At 51.4% G+C, this 18,042-nt stretch carries 17 protein-coding genes; 9 read left to right on the top strand and 8 right to left on the bottom strand.

Annotation, left to right across the window (positions count from 1 at the left end; genetic code table 11):
- The 5 genes from AC2FNV_RS08060 to urtE all read left to right on the top strand — a co-directional run.
- Window positions 1–901: transporter substrate-binding protein (locus AC2FNV_RS08060; RefSeq protein WP_496772929.1), on the top strand; the 901-nt coding region annotated here is incomplete at its 5' end.
- Window positions 902–967: 66 nt separating this feature from the next.
- A complete protein-coding gene (gene urtB / locus AC2FNV_RS08065) occupies window positions 968–2,923 on the top strand; it encodes an urea ABC transporter permease subunit UrtB (protein ID WP_437440867.1) in 1,956 nt (651 codons plus the stop codon).
- Window position 2,924: 1 nt separating this feature from the next.
- Complete coding sequence (gene urtC / locus AC2FNV_RS08070; RefSeq protein ID WP_170603456.1) at window positions 2,925–4,187, top strand: urea ABC transporter permease subunit UrtC; 1,263 nt, start codon at window positions 2,925–2,927, stop codon at window positions 4,185–4,187.
- Complete coding sequence (urtD, locus tag AC2FNV_RS08075) at window positions 4,184–4,924, top strand: urea ABC transporter ATP-binding protein UrtD (RefSeq protein WP_170603458.1); 741 nt, start codon at window positions 4,184–4,186, stop codon at window positions 4,922–4,924. The genes urtC and urtD overlap by 4 nt, the downstream gene beginning before the upstream one ends.
- Window position 4,925: 1 nt before the next feature.
- Entirely contained in the window at window positions 4,926–5,621 is a 696-nt protein-coding gene (gene urtE, locus AC2FNV_RS08080) for an urea ABC transporter ATP-binding subunit UrtE (RefSeq protein ID WP_170603711.1), read from the top strand.
- 190 nt (window positions 5,622–5,811) lie between these two features.
- Here urtE and AC2FNV_RS08085 read toward each other — a convergent pair whose 3' ends face one another.
- The 5 genes from AC2FNV_RS08085 to AC2FNV_RS08105 all read right to left on the bottom strand — a co-directional run bounded on the left by AC2FNV_RS08085 (window position 5,812) and on the right by AC2FNV_RS08105 (window position 11,151).
- Entirely contained in the window at window positions 5,812–6,978 is a 1,167-nt protein-coding gene (locus tag AC2FNV_RS08085; RefSeq protein WP_496772932.1) for an amidohydrolase, read from the bottom strand.
- Between the two features lie 42 nt (window positions 6,979–7,020).
- Window positions 7,021–7,701: a hypothetical protein gene (locus AC2FNV_RS08090; protein ID WP_496772934.1), complete on the bottom strand. Its 681-nt coding sequence runs from the start codon at window positions 7,699–7,701 to the stop codon at window positions 7,021–7,023.
- Between the two features lie 113 nt (window positions 7,702–7,814).
- A complete protein-coding gene (locus tag AC2FNV_RS08095) occupies window positions 7,815–9,206 on the bottom strand; it encodes an alpha/beta fold hydrolase (RefSeq protein ID WP_170603462.1) in 1,392 nt (463 codons plus the stop codon).
- A gap of 179 nt (window positions 9,207–9,385) precedes the next feature.
- Window positions 9,386–9,547, bottom strand: coding sequence for a hypothetical protein (locus AC2FNV_RS08100; RefSeq protein ID WP_170603465.1), 162 nt, complete (start codon window positions 9,545–9,547; stop codon window positions 9,386–9,388).
- Window positions 9,548–9,618: 71 nt separating this feature from the next.
- Window positions 9,619–11,151, bottom strand: a complete 1,533-nt coding sequence (locus AC2FNV_RS08105) for a phospholipase D family protein (RefSeq protein ID WP_170603467.1) — start codon at window positions 11,149–11,151, stop codon at window positions 9,619–9,621.
- A 171-nt stretch (window positions 11,152–11,322) separates the two neighbouring features.
- Here AC2FNV_RS08105 and AC2FNV_RS08110 point away from each other — a divergent pair, with 171 nt between their 5' ends.
- From AC2FNV_RS08110 to AC2FNV_RS08125, 4 genes are read left to right on the top strand one after another with little or no spacing between them, the layout of a single operon-like run.
- On the top strand, window positions 11,323–12,741 hold the full coding sequence (locus AC2FNV_RS08110) for a circularly permuted type 2 ATP-grasp protein (RefSeq protein WP_170603469.1): 1,419 nt from the start codon (window positions 11,323–11,325) through the stop codon (window positions 12,739–12,741).
- Between the two features lie 3 nt (window positions 12,742–12,744).
- On the top strand, window positions 12,745–13,686 hold the full coding sequence (locus AC2FNV_RS08115; RefSeq protein ID WP_170477142.1) for an alpha-E domain-containing protein: 942 nt from the start codon (window positions 12,745–12,747) through the stop codon (window positions 13,684–13,686).
- Window positions 13,687–13,689: 3 nt separating this feature from the next.
- A complete protein-coding gene (locus AC2FNV_RS08120; protein WP_170603471.1) occupies window positions 13,690–14,487 on the top strand; it encodes a transglutaminase family protein in 798 nt (265 codons plus the stop codon).
- A 12-nt stretch (window positions 14,488–14,499) separates the two neighbouring features.
- Entirely contained in the window at window positions 14,500–15,234 is a 735-nt protein-coding gene (locus tag AC2FNV_RS08125; protein ID WP_170477144.1) for a proteasome-type protease, read from the top strand.
- Between the two features lie 108 nt (window positions 15,235–15,342).
- On the opposite strand, the gene AC2FNV_RS08130 is transcribed toward AC2FNV_RS08125, so the two are convergent.
- The 3 genes from AC2FNV_RS08130 to AC2FNV_RS08140 are packed head-to-tail and all read right to left on the bottom strand — an operon-like array spanning window position 15,343 to window position 17,724.
- Window positions 15,343–16,074, bottom strand: coding sequence for an amino acid ABC transporter ATP-binding protein (locus tag AC2FNV_RS08130; protein ID WP_170603473.1), 732 nt, complete (start codon window positions 16,072–16,074; stop codon window positions 15,343–15,345).
- Complete coding sequence (locus AC2FNV_RS08135; RefSeq protein WP_170477146.1) at window positions 16,074–16,907, bottom strand: amino acid ABC transporter permease; 834 nt, start codon at window positions 16,905–16,907, stop codon at window positions 16,074–16,076. Before AC2FNV_RS08135 ends, AC2FNV_RS08130 begins: the two co-directional genes overlap by 1 nt.
- 1 nt (window position 16,908) lies before the next feature.
- Window positions 16,909–17,724, bottom strand: coding sequence for an ABC transporter substrate-binding protein (locus AC2FNV_RS08140; RefSeq protein ID WP_170477147.1), 816 nt, complete (start codon window positions 17,722–17,724; stop codon window positions 16,909–16,911).
- Window positions 17,725–18,042: the final 318 nt, after the last annotated feature.

The raw sequence follows: 18,042 nt of genomic DNA on the forward strand, positions 1-18,042 counted from the left end.
ATATGAAGGTGAAGAAAGCTCGAAGAACGTCTTTTATACCGGCGCGGCACCGAACCAGCAGGCCATTCCGGCGACTGATTACTTTTTAGAAGAGCTCGAAGTTGAAAAATTTGCGCTTTTGGGTACCGACTACGTGTACCCGCGAACCACAAACAACATTCTTGAAAGTTATCTTCAGCAAAAAGGTATTGCCGCTGAAGATATCTTTGTGAACTACACTCCGTTCGGACATTCTGACTGGTCCAAGATTGTGGCTGATGTGGTTGCGCTGGGCGCAGACGGAAAGAAAGTTGGTGTTATTTCGACAATTAACGGCGATGCAAACGTCGGCTTTTATAAGGAGCTTGCGGCCGCAGGTATCTCGGCTGACGACATTCCTGTCGTTGCATTCTCGGTTGGCGAAGAAGAACTGGCAGGACTTGATACAACAAACCTAGTCGGTCACTTGGCGGCGTGGAACTACTTTCAGTCGGCGGACAGCGAAGCAAATGAAGCGTGGGTCGAAGCTTGGAAAGCGCGTATGGGTGAGGACCGCGTGACAAATGACCCGATGGAGGCCCATTTCATTGGATTCAACATGTGGGTGAACGCGGCAACCGAGGCCGGAACGACCGAGGTCGATGCCGTGCGCGAGGCGATGTATGGTCAGGAATTTCCGAACCTTACCGGAGGTACTGCCGTAATGCTGCCGAACCATCACTTGGCCAAACCGGTGTTGATCGGTGAAATTCAGGAAGACGGCCAGTTCGATATCATTAGCCAGACCGAAGAGGTGCCTGGCGACGCGTGGACCGATTACCTGCCGGAATCCGCCGTTCTAAAGTCCGATTGGAAAGAATTGGGCTGCGGAATGTACAACACAGAAACTGAGAGCTGCGTGCAGATCAAGTCCAACTACTAAGATCTGAAACCTATTCCTCAAGGCGTTTGCATTGCGCCTTGGGGCACCACTCTGAGGTCACTTTCCATGCTGTTTATGATCCAGCGGGCTTTGCTTCTGCTAATCATTTTGATGGCTCCGACCCCGGTGTCGGCCCAATCCGCAGACGCCCCGGTTCAGCTTATTCTTCAGTCCCACTCCGAGGCGATCGTGAAGTCTTCGCGCAAAACGATCGGCCCCGCAATTGATGCATTGGCCCAAAGCGGACTTCCCGAAGCTCAGGTGGTTCTTGAACGTTGGCAAGCGAAAGAAATGTGGGTCAACAAAGAGAGTGGTCTGTTTGTTTTTGCGGTTAAGGCAAACGGTGGGCTGCAGACCTTTGATGTCTCTGACAATTCAGAAACTGGGATAGCAGACAAGAAAACTTTCAAGCAGCTAAAGCCGAACTCCGGCATTCGCAGTATGATCGCCGCGGCCTTGGTTCAGTTTCAGTTGAATGACCCAATCCCGGAAAACCGGCAAACTGCTTTGACCGCGATTGAACGTGATGCTCAACCAAGCCACTTGATCGCATTGCGCGGGTCATTGGAAGGCGAAGAAGATCCAGCAATAAGACTGCGTAAAACGCGGCTGGAACGTTTGTTGACGATCCGTTTCGACGAGGAAGAAGCAGCGCGAATTTCAGCGATCGAAGGTTTTGATGGCGACCTAAGTGTCGAAGTCCGCGCAGCGCTAAACCCTTTAATCGCGACTGAAATACAAGTTGGGGAAGTTGTTCCCGAAGGCAGCATTCCTGTTGAAGTTGGTTCGGATGAACTGACAGAATCACAAGCTTATTCTTTTCTGGTGGAAAACGAACTGGCCCCTGCAACAGTCAGCCCACAAGCTGTCAAGGAAACGCTGATTGCAAATATTGAAGGCACTGCTGTTGCAGGTATTCAGGTCGCCTCTTTGGATGACGTTGCAGCAAGGGAAACCGCTTATAAGCTACTGGCCCAGCAAGGGCTCGCCGATCCTTTGGTGACAAATGCGCAGAGGGCAGCCGAGATAGAAAAGCACCAATTCTTTAGAACCTATGTGGGTGCAAGTCTTCCCGTGGCGTTGGCCGCGCAAGCGGCATTGGACAATATCGAAACACAAGTGGCCCTGAATAGAACGGCCGACCTGATCCTTGACGCTCTTTCACTCGGATCGATTTACTTTCTTGCCGCAATCGGCCTGGCTATCACCTTTGGCGTCATGGGAGTTATCAACATGGCCCATGGCGAATTCATAATGATGGGTGCTTACACTGGCTATGTCGTTCAGCTATTCATACCGGATTTTACGATATCTATTCTTGTGGCCATTCCCTGTGCATTCCTGGTGACGTTTTCAGCGGGAGTTGCAATGGAACGGCTGGTAATCCGCTGGCTGTATCATCGCCCGTTAGAAACCTTGTTGGCAACATTTGGTGTATCGATAGCGCTGCAGCAATTGGCAAAAAACATCTTTGGAACTCAGGCCCGTCCGCTTACTGCGCCCGCGTGGCTGGATGGGTCATTTGTCATCAATGACATTGTTTCAATCAGTTATATCCGGATTGCGATTTTCGTGCTGGCTCTAATCTTTCTGGCGTTGTTCCTGTTTGTGATGAACCGCACCCGTATGGGGCTGGAAGTTCGCGCGGTCACACAAAACCCAAGGATGGCAGCTTCGATGGGTATCAACCCTGACAAAATCAACATGCTTACCTTTGGGTTTGGATCCGGGATCGCAGGTATCGCTGGGGTGGCAATCGGACTTTACGCAAAAGTCACCTCGGAAATGGGGTCGGACTACATTGTGCAAAGCTTCATGACTGTGGTCGTAGGCGGGGTAGGCAACATTTGGGGCACACTATTAGGCGCGACTATGGTTGGCACATTGCAGAAGGGGATCGAGTGGTTGAATCCTTCGAACACTTTGGCGGCTCAGACATACATGATCCTGTTCATAATACTGTTCATACAGTTCCGACCTCGCGGTATCATCGCGCTCAAGGGTCGGGCGGCGGAGGTGTAACATGGTAGACATCACCTCCGCTGGCGCCCCAACCCGAAAACCATTCGTGATGCGATATCCCTCGGTTGCGATTTTTTTGGCGATCCTTTCCTTATTCACGATTTGCGTGACAGTTCTTGGTGAAGGATTTGGCATTGGTGTCGTTTCGACTAGTTTCATAAAAACCCTGGGCAAAACCCTTTGCCTGTGTCTAGCTGCATTAGCAATGGATCTTGTTTGGGGATACACGGGTATCCTTTCTCTTGGTCATATGGCGTTTTTCGGCATCGGCGGCTATGCGATCGGAATGTGGCTGATGTATGCGCGCACCGAAGTTATTGTGCGCGAAAGTCTTTCAGCAGCGGCGTTACCTCCGACGCCGCAGGAGATTTCAGATGGTATAGCCACCCAAATATTTGGTGTAGTTGGTGCGTCCGAGTTTCCGCCCGTTTGGGCCCTTGCGCACTCACTACCCTTGCAGATGGCAGCAATCGTGATCGTACCCGGGCTTTTGGCGCTGGTATTTGGCTGGCTGGCCTTCCGCAGTCGAGTGACTGGCGTGTACCTGTCTATTTTGACCCAAGCGATGACTTTGGCGCTGTCCCTGTACTTGTTCCAGAACGACAGCGGATTGCGGGGCAATAACGGTCTTTCCGGTTTACAGAATTTACCAGGGCTGGAGGCGGTTCCCCAATCGAAAATCTCAATTCTGTTCTTTTGGGCTTCTGCGCTTGCTCTTGGCCTTGGATATCTGCTTTGTGCATGGGTCGTGTCGGGTAAGTTCGGTTCAGTCATGCGCGCGATCAGAGACGACGAAAGCCGTGTGCGTTTTCTTGGGTATTCAGTCGAAGCGTACAAGCTGTTTGTTTTTTCGTTCACTGCCGTGATTTGTGGCATTGCCGGGGCGCTGTATTACCCACAGGCCGGGATTATTAATCCGGCCGAGGTCGCGCCGATCGCATCTATATACCTCGCTGTCTGGGTTGCTATAGGCGGGCGCGGGCGGCTTTACGGCGCCGTGATCGGGGCTGCATTCGTCTCGCTTCTTTCGACGTGGTTCACAGGCGGCCAGGCGCCGGATGTTTCCCTTGGTTTCTTCACGATCCAATGGGTCGATTGGTGGACTATCCTTCTGGGCTTATCGTTTGTCGCAGTCACACTTTTTGCGCCAAAGGGCATAGGTGGGTTGATAGACAGATTCACTGAACACCGGTCGCCGGAACGCCATGGGGCCGATTTGGGTCCGGACGCAGGTGCTTTGCGGGAAAAGGAGGCGTTGGAATGAGCAACCTTCTTGAAGTGTCGGGTGTTTCCGTTTCATTTGATGGTTTTAAGGCCATCAACAATCTCACGTTCCAGATTGGCTCGACGGAAATGCGCGCCGTTATTGGCCCTAACGGTGCTGGAAAGACAACTTTCATGGACATCATAACCGGCAAAACAAAGCCGGATGAGGGGCATGTTTATTGGGGTGACAAACCCGTCTCTTTATTGTCGATGAGCGAAAGTCAGATCGCCCGGGCCGGTGTTGGGCGCAAGTTTCAACGCCCAACTGTTTTTGAAGATCAGAGCGTTCAGGAAAACTTGATGCTGGCGCTCAAGAACAATCGCGGGCCGCTTGCCGTTCTGCGGTTTCATCCGAGCCGAAGAGATCACGAACAAGTTGCTAAACTGGCCGATGAAATCGGTTTGGCAAAGGTAATGAGCCGTAAGGCAGGCGAGCTGAGCCATGGGCAAAAGCAGTGGTTGGAAATCGGGATGTTGCTTGCGCAAGACCCTAGGCTGCTTTTGGTGGATGAACCAGCTGCGGGAATGACACCAGCGGAAAGGGAGCACACGACTGAAATTTTGGTCGAGGCGGCGAAAACCCGAGCGGTCGTAGTCGTTGAACATGACATGGAGTTCGTGCGCAGGCTAAATTGTAAAGTCACCGTGCTCCATGAGGGTTCGGTTCTGGCCGAAGGTTCACTGGATCATGTAACCCGCAACGAAAAAGTTATTGAGGTGTACCTTGGGCGCTGATTTGTTGAATGTTTCGGATCTGTCTCTTCACTATGGGGGTAGCCAAATCCTAAATGGCGTAGACTTAGTTGCGCGCCGAGGGCAAGTGACCTGTGTCATGGGCACCAATGGCGTTGGTAAAACCAGCCTGCTGAAAGCCGTATCTGGAACGCACCCGCGAAGTGGCGGCACCTATTCTCTTGACGGTGAACCCGTAGAAAAGACGACCGCCTATGACCTTGCAAAGAAGGGCGTGGCCTATGTTCCTCAGGGGCGCGAGATATTTCCATTTCTGACGGTACAAGAAAATCTGGAAACCGGGTTTGCGTGTTTGCCGCGCAGCGATCGTCGACTCCCGGATTTTGTTTTCGAGCTATTTCCGATCCTAAAGGATTTTCTAGCGCGTCGAGGCGGCGATTTATCTGGCGGACAACAACAGCAACTAGCAATTGCACGAGCACTTATTACCAAGCCCAAGCTTTTATTGCTGGACGAGCCGACCGAAGGGATACAGCCAAATATTATCAAGCAGATCGGTGAGGTTATCCGCCTGCTTCGCGACCGTGGGGAAATGGCAATCGTTCTGGTCGAGCAATATTTTGACTTCGCGTACGCGCTAGGCGACAGCTTTCTTGTCTTAGAGCGTGGAAGCCCAATTCTCCAGGGGACAAAATCGGAAGTGAGTGAAAAGCAGCTTAGATTGGGCGTTTCGGTGTAGACTCAGGCTTTTGCCTAGTTTGGATATCGCCGATGAGTTCAAAAATGCTCTGGATTTTGTGGCAGCTTAGAAAACGCCTAGCTTCCGAGGTTGACTTGACCATCGCGGGTCTAGTCCGTTGAGTTATCCGGGGCGTCCAAACAGCACCACCCACTGAAAGTCTCAATTCTGGCGAAAACACTGCTTCACATCAAAGATGATTATGAACCACGGAAAGGGCGTGGTTTAGCGCTTGTTTCGCAAACTCCGATTCGCTGGGAATTACACCGTTGTTCAAGCGTGCTTCGTCGACGGAAACTTCACCAACTTTCTGTACACGCCCTTCCATAACTGTGCCCCAAACCACAATAGCTTTTATTGCCATTGGATCCACGGCCAACGGATTTTCCTCCAGAATGGTGAAGTTAGCCAGCTTTCCCGGTTCGATACTGCCAAGCTCATCTTCCAGATGGTGCGAATAAGCGGCATTTATTGTCACCCCACGCAACGCCTCTTCCGCTGAAACCTTTTGGTTCCCGCCTGCGACCCGGCCCGAGCTGGTGACCCGGTTTACCGCACACCACATCAAGAACAGCGGATCGCCCGGTGCCATAGGCATGTCTGAGTGTAAGGACCATGATACTCCTGCCCTATCCAAATCCCCCAGCCGAACCATCTGATCGGCGCGGTCGGATCCCAGACCTGTTTCACCATAGCGGTCCGACAGTGCTGTGACGTAGTAAGGGTTTGCACTGACGATGGCGCCAAGCCTTCTAATCCGATCGACCTGATCCGGTGCGCTTACTGCGAAGTGCACAATCACTGTACGATGATCAAATCGCGGGTTGCGCAACAGGTTGTCTTCCAATGTGTTCAGAACTCGGTCGAGACCGGCGTCTCCGTTGACGTGCACATGTATTTGATAACCTGCGTCCCAATAGACTCGAAAAGCACGCTCAAAGGCATCTTTGTCCATCATCCACTCTCCGTGATAATCGCCGATGGGAGGATCCCGAAGCTGGATCGCAAGAGAGTATATTGCTCCGTCAGAAAACAGTTTGACGCTGTCTGAAACCATGCTTGTCATGCCACCATACCAATCAACCAGCGCCTTGGTTTGTTGGATCACGTCAGCGTCGTTTTCGTAGGTTGCCACCAAGCTTTTGCCATCAGGGATAAACGTCCATCTAAACGGCATCGACGGGGCGGACATCACAGCATTGACCGCGTCTTGAATAGGTTTCGCCAATATACCGCCGGGTTCATTTCCGAATGTGACGCCCTTTGCGTGCATATAGTCACGCATCGTCAGCAAGCCTGAACGAAACTTGTCCGGGTTTGCGATCATAGGTGCGATGTTCGGAAGGACTGCAAACAATCCTTGTTCCCAGAAATGGCCGTCTTCAAAGTTGGATTGCGACTATTCGCCTTCCGACCAGGATTCAACCAGCTCCTTCGTCACACCAGCCTTGGACAATGCCGCAGAATTCAGAACGAACTCGTGACAAGACCTGGCCCAAGCAAAAATCGGCCGCTCACCGCTAATGCTATCGAGGTCAGAGCGTGTGAGCGGACCGTAGAACGCCGCGTGGTACCCCCATGTGAGTAATGGCTCAGAAGGATCGCTTAGTTCAGATTCCGCCTTCGCCAGCCGGGTCATAAAATCATCTTTGTCTTCTAGGGCGGTCGTATTCCCGTCGGGAAGATCCCAATCTTCAATAGAGAGGATCAACGATGACATGGTTAAGCCTGCCAAGATGGGGTGATCATGCTGTGCAATGAAACCGGGAACGATGACATGATCCTCGAAGGTTCTGTCAAGGTCATGCGGCCGATCTCCAATTAAGACCTGCACTTCTTCAAGAGTACCTGAGGCAAGAACACGATCATTGACGATCGCAACGGCCTGCGCAGTTGGTTGTTCAGGATCGAGTGTGACAATTTCTCGAGCGACAAAAATCGTAGCCGTATCGATGCCGATGATCGCGGCCCCAACATCCGAAAGTGAAGTAGCCTGCGCTATTGCGCGATTGGCAAGAACCATCGCGGTCGAACCGGTAAGCGCCATTTTCAAGAAGTGTCTTCTGGGAAAGTATGACATTGTTTTCTCCTTAAAAAGTGCGGCCGCTGATCACGTCCCGGTTTTCTGATAACTGCTGGTTCAATGTCTAAATATAGAAATGCCTTGTTTTGTCTGAATGGCAACGTTGTTGCTTAATCAGAGTGGTCTTTTAGGAATGGGCCAATCTCATGAAAAAACTCATCGAACCCGGAATGCCCGCGTATCATGCAGTGGTTAGCTCCGGGTAGCTCAACAAACTCGGCGGTTGGTATTTCCCGCGCGGTTTCACGCCCTTCGCTGATGGGTGCTGCCATATCGCCCTTTGCATGTAGCACCAGCGTCGGAACCTTCAGGCTTCGGGCGTCCACGCGTGCATCGGTGTAAGCGTTCATTTCCATGATCCGCAGGGCGGTTTCCGGACTTGCAGAGATTCTTTGCATTTCGTCAAAACTGGCACCCTCTTCCGGCGTGGCATCCGGCATATAGCTCGAGGTAAAAAAATGGCGATAAACTGGGTTGGGGGAACCCCAACCAGCTGATACCATCGCCCGGGAAGCGTTGTAGAATTGTTCAGCTTCGACATCGCCGCGCATCATTCGGCCGCGGACATAACCGCCCAGCAAAATAAGAAACTTAACACGCTCGGGAAATCTTGCTGCAAATCTGACGGAAAAGGCCGAACCTTGGCTGATACCCAGCAGTCCGAAACGTTCAAGACCTGCGGCGTCGGCAACTGCAAGCATGTCGTCGATCATTCGGTCCTCTGAAATGTCGTCGACATCCCAGTCTGAAAGACCATTGCCCCGCTGATCAAATCGAACCAGCCTGCAAAGTTTGGACATTTCTGAAAGGAAATCCCCCCAAACCGGACTAGTCCACTCATATTCAATATGATTCAACCAGTTTGGTGCTTTCAAAACGGCTGTGCCCTGTCCGGTGGAGGCCCACGCAAGATTCACGCCGTCGCTCGATTTGCAGAACTTTACTCTTTGCTGAAGAGATACATCCGGAGCCTTTCGCAATGGTTTTGCTTGCGGGGACCAATGCCAAACTCGAATTGGGCGGCTTATATTCTTTACCCTTTGCCCACCCATATCGCGGAATGCGGCGTCTACTCTGTCTTGAACAGCCTGGTGCACGACATCAGAAACGCAAACGCCACCCGGTTCAGCCAATCCTTCCAGGCGCGCTGCAACGTTAACACCGTCGCCAAAAATATCGCCCTCGTCGAAAATTACATCGCCTAAATTGATACCAACGCGAAAACGGATTCTTTGATCGTCGTCAAGATCTGTCTCGTTAAGGTTCATGGATTGCTGAATTTTAACCGCGCATTGAACGGCATCTTGAACCGATTCAAATGTGGCCAGCATACCGTCTCCGGTCGTCTTGACGATATTCCCACGGCTTCGAGATATCTCTGGGTCGATCAATTCGCGGCGATACTTTTTTTGTCGGGACAAGACACCCAATTCGTCCGCTTCCATCAAGCGCGAGTAACCAACCATGTCGGCTGCCAGTATCGCCGAAAGTCGTTGTTCCATATCCGTTTCCCCCGCGCCTGTTGTTTCAAGAACTTCAGTCAGGCTTCATCGTGTTCGGTCGCATATTCCGAGGACAGTATACCCGGAAATCGCTTGCTAGTAACGACAGCAAAATAGCGAGAGAATTTAGAGGCTATTTACACAAAAACACCGATCGAGATTGCACTGGGTTTCAATTGTCATTCGTACTGGATGATGGCGGCCTCAAAGTCACTTTCGCTTGTAACTTTGGTGTGGTGACCGTGCCCACCTTTGTCTTCCATGTGCCATACGTCGCCCACACGTATTTCTCGGCTTTCGCCAGATACGTCGGCATAAAGTCTGAAATACTTCAAAATCATTGTCCTTTCCAAAATTCCGAATGTCACACGTGCGGCTGTGGACAAAGGTCCAACTCTCTTTTCGCACTAGATCAAAGCTGCGATCCGATGGGCAAAATAGCGAGGAAACCGGAAACGATGTGATCCCAGGCCGAGCCTGTCGGTTCGGAGTCGTATTCCAAGATTGTGCCGTCTTCATCGCGAGTTTGCCACTTAAGCTGACCGGCATTCTCCAAAGTCACCCGATATGTGTAAGCAGGCAGTACTTCGTTCAGCGCACCCATGGTTTGAGCGGTCAATGAAGGCGAGTCTATCAGGATGCCCATTTCAGTGTTGATATTTACCGAGCGTGGGTCCCAGTTGAACGATCCTACGAATAGATAACGGTCATCAATCGCGAAGGCCTTGGAATGCAAACCCGAGCGTGATTGCGCCCAATTAATTCCGCGCCGTTGAACCTGATAAGCATCGGGTCTCAATTCATATAAATCCACCCCACCGCGCAGCAGTGCCCGGCGTTTCTTGGCGTAATGGGCATAGACTGGCGCGACATCGTTAGAGCGCAACGAATTGGTTACGACCGTTACGTCGACCCCACGGTTTTCCAGTTCGGTCATCCATCTGACGCCGTTGTTGCGGGGCACGAAATATGCGGAGACTATATTCACCTCATCCCGCGCATCTTCAAAATACGGGAGCAGTTGAGACGCGAGAATTGGGTCAGAGTTGTCAACGCCCGCAGCCTTGGAAGGCGGGTCCGCATATAACCTCGCTGGAACCCAATCCAAAGACAACGCTCCATCTGCGAAGTTTTCCCTTGCGGATTTTCTCAGAGCTTCTCCGTATTGGGTTTGCTTTGCCTCTTCTACAAGGGCATGGAGCCTTTCACGGGCTTCGCTAAGACCAAATGTTTCAGGCTCTCCAACAACCACACGCGCGGGTACGGCGAACTCGCTATTCCAATAGGCGTCAAAACTTTTAGAGACCTCTTCAACCACGGGCCCGGCTGCCAATACATCGAGATCAGCATAGTTCATTTCTTCCTGGGCCAGGAAATACTCGGCACCTATGTTTCGCCCACCCACGATGGTGAATACATTGTCGGCAGTCATCGACTTGTTGTGCATCCTGCGGTTTATGCGTTTGAAGTCCGTCAGCCCGGCGACAAGAAGGCTCTGATCCCGCCAAAAGGGGTTGAACAGCCTGATCTCGATATTCTTGTGATAGTCCAGAGCAGCTGTCATAGCGTCATAGCTGGAGGTATCCATATCATCCAGCAACAGCCGAATGCGAACACCACGGTCAGCCGCCTGCAAAAGGCTGGCCGCAAAAAGGTGCCCCGTTGGGTCATTGTGCAAAAGGTAGTATTGCGCATCGATCGATCGTTCTGCAGCGGCGGCCAACAAAAGTCTTGAGACCAGTGCTTGTTCTCCATCATTAATCAGCTTTACTCCGGATCGCCCGTCCTTTGGGTCCCCAAGTCTGTTGGCGGCTTGACTTAAAGCGCTGTTCGAATTTGTGGGAACAGAGCTTGTCACTGTCTTTTCGTAAGTGCGAACTTTTGGGGCACATGCGACAAGAGCAAGCGCACAAACTATTTGAACCAGTAATTTCCAATAGTTCATTCGTATCCTCCAGCCGTTTTTTAGGACTATACACAGCGTTGCAGTTCAGCTCGATTTTTCTTCGCTTTACGCCTTGGCCGACAGCCTCAAAAATAGACGCAACTCAGAAAGCAATTCTGTTTTTCAGTCCGTTTTACTTGAAAACTGCGTTGTGTTCGTCAAACTTCTCGAATGAGTGAATATTTTGATGAGATGTACAACAGTGACGGATCACTCCGCGGACCATATGAAGAGATAGGCCGTTGGTTTGATGCCGAAGATGTTTCGCGGTTGCGGGCAAAACAACGCGAAGCGGAAGAGGTTTTCAGACTGACGGGCATTACGTTTAACGTATACGGCAAGTCAGAAGCTGAAGAGCGTTTAATTCCTTTCGATATCGTTCCCAGGGTAATTTCCGGTCGCGAATGGCAGCGGTTGGAACGTGGTATTGAACAGCGTGTTCGAGCCATCAATGCGTTTCTTTATGATATCTACCATCGTCAGGAAATTGTTCGGGCAGGGCGAGTTCCCGCTGCAATGATAGCTGAAAACGAGGCATTTCTGCCGCAAATGCTGGGTGTTTCACCGCCCGGGCAAATATACACGCATATTGTAGGGATTGATCTGGTCCGCACGGGACCCGACGAATTTTTCGTATTGGAGGACAATGCCAGAACCCCGTCTGGCGTAAGTTACATGCTCGAAAACCGGGAAACGATGCTCAAGATGTTCCCCGAGTTGTTCAGCGCGACGAATGTCCGGAACGTCTCAGATTATCCGCTAAACTTGCGACGGTCCCTTGCGGCTTGCGCACCAGATTGCGCCGAAGGGGAGCCGACTGTAGCAGTTCTTACACCGGGTATCTACAATTCTGCATATTTCGAGCATGCGTTTCTTGCAGACCAGATGGCAGTGGAATTGGTTGAGGGGCACGACCTGCGCGTCGTTAAAGGGCGCGTTTGCATGCGCACCACGCGAGGGTATCGTCCAATAGATGTTCTGTATCGTCGGGTAGATGATGAGTTTCTTGATCCTTTGAATTTTAACCCAGAAAGTGCTCTGGGTGTACCTGGTATTTTGGACGTTTATCGCGCTGGGGGAATAACAATAGCAAATGCGCCGGGAACCGGAATTTCTGATGATAAGGCGATCTATTCCTACATGCCTGAAATCGTGGAGTTTTATACAGGCGAAAAGCCAGTTTTGAAGAACGTTCCAACGTGGAGATGCAGCGAACCTGACTCGCTTGCTTATGTCTTGGACAATTTGTCAGATCTGGTGGTCAAGGAAGTACATGGTTCTGGTGGTTATGGTATGTTGATTGGCCCCACTGCCAGCAAGAAAGAGATTGCGACTTTCCGCGACAAGCTCAGGGCGCGGCCGTCCAACTACATAGCACAGCCAACGTTGTCGTTGTCGACCGTCCCAATCTTTGCCAGATCAGGTTTGGCACCCAGACATGTTGATCTACGCCCGTTTGTTCTTGTTTCACCCGAAGGCATCAAAATTACACCTGGTGGGTTGACGAGGGTGGCTCTGAAGAAAGGTTCTTTGGTCGTGAACTCCTCCCAGGGTGGCGGCACCAAAGATACCTGGGTTCTGGAGGACTAAGCCATGCTGGGAAAAACCGCAGGCGGGTTGTTCTGGATGTCCCGCTATCTGGAAAGAGCTGAAAACACCGCCAGATTACTTGAAACCGGGCAACGTATGGCTTTGACCCGAGCCCAAAACTCGATCGAAGAGTGGGCGTCGGTTCTGAAAACCGCGGGTGTTCTGGACAGCTATCATTCAAAGTATGACGAGGTAACCAAAGACAATGCTGTTGATTGGGTTTTGCGGGACGCTGAAAACCCTTCGTCGGTTCGGTCCGTCATCAAACAGGCAAGGGACAACGCGCGCCTTGTGCGAACTGCCTTAACGCACGACGTTTGGAGCGCGGTCAATGCCACTTGGATGAAGATCGACGCGGTCATGAAACGCCGTGTAAACGAGCGGGATTTGCCCGGTGTCTTGGAACTGGTTCGTCATCAGGCAGCTTTGGTCCGAGGAGCGAATCTTGGTACAATGCTGCGCAATGACATCTTTGACTTTACAAGGTTGGGTACGTTCGTGGAACGCGCCGACAACACAGGGCGCATCCTGGACGTCAAGTATTATGTCCTTTTGCCCACAGCATTTTCAGTCGGATCCTCTTTGGATAACATCCAGTGGGAAAGCATCCTGCGATCAGTCGGTGCAGGGGGTGGATACCGGATGACGCATGGCCAAAAGACGACGCCTTCGGACATAGCCGCTTTTCTGATCCTCGATCAGCGAATGCCACGCAGTCTTCATTTCTGTTGCCGCAAAATTCAGGAAAACCTTTTTTATCTAAAAAAGGACTACGGATTTTCTGGTCCGTCCTGCGAAGGCTCCGATGCGCTTTTCCAAAAGTATATGGACAAGGATATCTCCGAAATTTTTGAGTTCGGGCTTCATGAGTTCATACAAGAATTTTTGAACGACCTTTCGATGTTAAGTCGCCAAGTTGAAATCGACTATCGCTTTTATGAGTAGAGCATGAAACTGCATATCAAACACGAAACCAGATATGACTTTGATGCGCCAGTTCCGTTTGGTCTGCAGCAACTTAGAAAAACCCCTAAGTCTTTCCGCAATCAAACTATCCAAAGTTGGGATACCCGCGTCAAGGGCGGGCGCAAGGAACTGACTTTCGAGGACTATCATCGAAATACTGTCGAGCTGGTTTGTTTTGAACCAAACACAAAGAGTGTGTCTTTGATTTCGGAAGGTGTAGTCGAGGTTGAAGATACGCACGGTATTCTTGGGCCTCACGAAGGGTCAACACCGCTTTGGCTTTTCAAACGCAGCACACGCCAGACAAAACCGGGCAAAGGTGTCGCTGAAATGGTCAGATCGCTACCGCAGGGCGAACTTGTCCAGCAGCTTCATGCACTGTCAGATGCCATCAGGGATCGTGTTGAATACAAGGTCGGAAGTTCACATACGGACTGGAGCGCTGAGGACGCAATCGAAGAGGGCAGCGGAGTTTGTCAGGACCACGCGCATATTTTTGTTAGCGGGGCACGCCAACTCGGTTTGCCTGCGCGCTACGTGTCAGGCTATCTGATGATGAATGAAACCGAGCTACAAGATGCGACCCATGCTTGGGCGGAAGTGCATATTGAAGGACTAGGTTGGGTTGGATTTGACGTCTCCAACGGGATATCTCCCGACAACAGATATGTTCGTGTTGCAACGGGGCTAGACTACTCACAGGCTGCACCGATAATAGGAAGTAGAATTGGGGCAGCGGGTGAGCAGTTGACGGTACAGCTGCAAGTCGCACAGCAGTAACGGAGACAAAGAATGACCTATGCTGTGGGGATGCGGCTGAACCGCGGGTTGGTTTTCATGTCTGACACGCGCACCAATGCTGGTGTCGATAACATTTCCACCTTTAACAAGATGTTCAACTGGACGATCGAGGGCGAGCGATTCATTACTTTGTTGACGGCCGGCAATCTGGCCACAACGCAGGCAACTGTAAGTCTACTGGAAGAAAGGACAAAGGCGCCTGCTGATCGTTCGCCGTCAATTCTTGAGGCGGAAACAATGTTTCAGGTCGCTCAGTTGGTTGCAGACACACTCAAAGACGTTATTGAACAGCACGGCTGCGCGGGCCAGCAGGCCGATAGCGCGTTCCACGCCACCATGATTTTGGGCGGTCAGATCAAAGGCGGACCATCGCGGTTGTTTCTGATCTATCCCGAAGGAAACTTTATAGAAGCAAGTGAAGATACTCCGTTTTTCCAAATCGGGGAGACCAAGTACGGTCGACCGATTTTGGTCCGGGCTTTCGATCCGGAAATGAGCTTTGCCGAAACCGTAAAGTTATTACTGGTTAGTTTTGATTCAACCATCAAAGCCAACTTGTCCGTTGGCGCACCGCTTGATCTGTCCTTCTACGACGAAGACAGTTTTGCTGCTGGCAAGCGAACTAGGTTCGAGGCAGATGACGCATATTTCCGAACCATTTCGGACGGGTGGGGTGACGCTCTAAAATCAGCGTTGTCCAAACTGCCCGCATATAAAACAGAATAAATGAACGGCGATTGAACAGCGGTTTGAACACAAGATATCTGTTCTGGATTTTACGGAGAGCTTTTCCCCGGCCCAGTAGCAAGATTAAAGCGGCTCAGCCAATGGTAGTCACTTCAATGCACGGGCAAGAAAAGTGCGTGTAGCTTCCTGTTGAGGCGCTTCAAATAGCACTTCTGGCGGGCCCTCTTCAACAATACGCCCGTTTTGCAAGAAACACACTTTGTCCGCCGCTTCGCGGGCAAATCCCATTTCATGGGTGGCCATCACCATTGTCATTCCCTGCTTTTTCAGCATTAGCAACACGTCAAGAACTTCACCAACCAGTTGCGGATCCAAGGCCGAGGTGATTTCGTCAAACAACATCACTTCAGGTTGCATGGCCAGGGCCCGAACAATGGCCACTCTTTGTTGTTGTCCACCTGACAATTGATCCGGGTAGTTATGCATCCGGTCGGCAAGGCCAAATCTGGCAAAAAGCGCCTCGGCTTCGGGTAACAATTCAGCGCGTGATTTTCCATGCACCCGACGCGGCGCGAGCATAACATTTTCAATCGCCGTCATGTGAGGGAACAGATTGAAACTCTGAAAAACAATTCCGATCCTTGCTCGTACCGACTGAGGGTCAAGCCCTGGAACGGAAATGTCTTTGCCATCCAGGAAAATGGCGCCGTCTTCGATAGGTTCCAACAGGTTTATACAGCGCAGAAGCGTGGACTTTCCAGCCCCGGATGCACCGATGAGACAAACCATTTGTCCCTCTTCCACATCCAGATCAATCCCATCGCAAACTGTATCGTCGCCAAACCGTTTCACGACGCCCCGTAGCTCAAGTTTTGCCATCAGCGTCTCTCTCGCATCTGGCGTGCCATTAAATGATCGGCGTAACGCGTAGCGGGGATCGTTACGATTAGGAAAATGATGGCGGCACCAACATAAGGAGTGAAGTTTGCGAGCAAAGACTTGAACACGCCGGCCTGACGGAAAATTTCCACGGGGCCAATGAAACTAAGCAATGACACGTCTTTTTGCAATGCGATAAGCATGTTCATTTGCGAAGGAACGACATTGCGGATGGCCTGCGGTAGAACCACATCCCGCATAACCTGCCTCTCGGAAAGGCCCAGCGACAGAGCAGCTGCGCGCTGACTGTGGTGAACGCTGTCAATGCCGGATCTGAAAATCTCTGCCACGTAGGCTGAATAAGTGAGTATCAGAGCCAACGAACCCCAGATGTAAGGTGAATTCCACGGCCTTGGCAGGCCAAGGCCCGGTATGCCGAAGCCGATGAGATATACAGTCAAAATGACTGGCACACCGCGGAAGATGTCCGTAAATGCAGCGCCAAATATACGCAAAGGAAAAAGTGCGGGGGATTTCGCGTCGCGGGCTAAAGCTATCAACAAACCAAGTACAGCAATCGCAGGAGCCGACCACGCAAAGATCATTACATTAATACGAAACGCTTCCAGCAGTTTGGGAAAAGTTTTTGCCAGCACTTCGCCGTTAAAAAAGCTCTGCTGTACCTTTCCCCATCCTGGTGCCATCGGAACCAGAACGACTAAGGCAACGACGACGATTATGGTGCTTGTCGCAGCAACCAAAATAGAACGCCGTCGTTGCTGCGCTTCGTAGAGTTCACGGCGAGTTATCCCCGCCGCCTTTGATCTTGCCATCTTATTTGATTAGGGGAACACCAGTGGTGTCCTGCAGCCATTTTGCCTCGATCTCTGCCAATTTTCCGTTTGAGGCGATGGCGGCGATAGCTTCGTCAACACAGGCCTTCAGCGGATTACCTTCCTCCATCAGCATCCCGAAATGATCAGGGTTGTCGCCTTCGTCAGCAGGGAACTGACCGATGACTTTGGAGCCTTCGATCATGACGGCGCTGAGAAACAACGCAGTCGGCAAGTCAAACAGTGCCGCGTCTATCTGATTGGCCGTCATGGCCGCATTGACGTCAGCGTTATCGCCGTAAAGCAGCGGCTCATTGTCTGGTTCGATGACTGCGGCCAGTTTTGGCACCGCCGTCGTCGAACCGACTGCCCCCCATTGCAATCCTTTCAGGGCCTCCAGCGTGGGTTCCGTGTCCGTCGCATTGGAACCAACCAGCACGGCCATTGGCGCCGTGTAATAAGGAGATGAAAAATCGACGACTTGATCCCGTTCCGGCGTGATTGAGTATTGTTGCATGTTCACATCAAACTCTTTAGCGCCCGGTTGAATTGCCTCGTCGAAAGAAGACCTGACCCAAACGACATCCTCCGCAGCAAACCCCATTTCTTCGGCTACGGCATAAGCTACAGCTGCCTCGAACCCTTCGCCACTTTCGGGCGCATCGTCCAGAACCCAGGGGAAGTAGGCGGGGTTTCCTGTTGCTATGGTGAATTTGCCGTCGGTAAGCGTTTTACCCGCCGCGCAATGACCGTCTGCAAATGCGGTCGTGGAAAACAATGCGAACGAAGCCGCGGTAAGCGAAAGCATCTTGGACATTGGCGCAAACCTCCTGTTGGACTGATTGTATTACGGTAATTCTGCCTGCATGTGCTGTCCAGCGGGTTAGAAGTTGATGGAGCATCGGATTTTCCACGCGAATCGCGGATTGCGCCGTGGCGTGAAGGATTTTGTTGACGATCCAACCATATCTCGTGCAATGCTTGTTACGGAAAAAGTAACAGGATCATGGCCGTTATGATCTTTATTCAACATCCAATGATGCGCCGGGATACCGGATCCGACCTTGTTACTTAACCTGGCGGCTTAGACACCCGTTGGGCAATCGGTCTTTGAGCCGCTTTTCAGTTTTAGCTA

This window comes from Ruegeria sp. BHSA163, assembly GCF_059613365.1.

Excerpts from the sequence above, each read along its gene's own strand:
- AC2FNV_RS08095 (WP_170603462.1), bottom strand. The coding sequence starts at position 9,206 with ATGGAACAACGACTTTCGGCGATACTGGCAGCCGACATGGTTGGTTAC.
- urtC (WP_170603456.1), top strand. The coding sequence starts at position 2,925 with ATGGTAGACATCACCTCCGCTGGCGCCCCAACCCGAAAACCATTCGTG.
- AC2FNV_RS08090 (WP_496772934.1), bottom strand. The coding sequence starts at position 7,701 with ATGTCATACTTTCCCAGAAGACACTTCTTGAAAATGGCGCTTACCGGT.
- AC2FNV_RS08100 (WP_170603465.1), bottom strand. The coding sequence starts at position 9,547 with ATGATTTTGAAGTATTTCAGACTTTATGCCGACGTATCTGGCGAAAGC.
- AC2FNV_RS08125 (WP_170477144.1), top strand. The coding sequence starts at position 14,500 with ATGACCTATGCTGTGGGGATGCGGCTGAACCGCGGGTTGGTTTTCATG.
- AC2FNV_RS08140 (WP_170477147.1), bottom strand. The coding sequence starts at position 17,724 with ATGTCCAAGATGCTTTCGCTTACCGCGGCTTCGTTCGCATTGTTTTCC.
- AC2FNV_RS08115 (WP_170477142.1), top strand. The coding sequence starts at position 12,745 with ATGCTGGGAAAAACCGCAGGCGGGTTGTTCTGGATGTCCCGCTATCTG.
- AC2FNV_RS08120 (WP_170603471.1), top strand. The coding sequence starts at position 13,690 with ATGAAACTGCATATCAAACACGAAACCAGATATGACTTTGATGCGCCA.
- urtB (WP_437440867.1), top strand. The coding sequence starts at position 968 with ATGCTGTTTATGATCCAGCGGGCTTTGCTTCTGCTAATCATTTTGATG.
- AC2FNV_RS08130 (WP_170603473.1), bottom strand. The coding sequence starts at position 16,074 with ATGGCAAAACTTGAGCTACGGGGCGTCGTGAAACGGTTTGGCGACGAT.
- AC2FNV_RS08135 (WP_170477146.1), bottom strand. The coding sequence starts at position 16,907 with ATGGCAAGATCAAAGGCGGCGGGGATAACTCGCCGTGAACTCTACGAA.
- AC2FNV_RS08110 (WP_170603469.1), top strand. The coding sequence starts at position 11,323 with ATGAGTGAATATTTTGATGAGATGTACAACAGTGACGGATCACTCCGC.
- urtD (WP_170603458.1), top strand. The coding sequence starts at position 4,184 with ATGAGCAACCTTCTTGAAGTGTCGGGTGTTTCCGTTTCATTTGATGGT.
- AC2FNV_RS08105 (WP_170603467.1), bottom strand. The coding sequence starts at position 11,151 with ATGAACTATTGGAAATTACTGGTTCAAATAGTTTGTGCGCTTGCTCTT.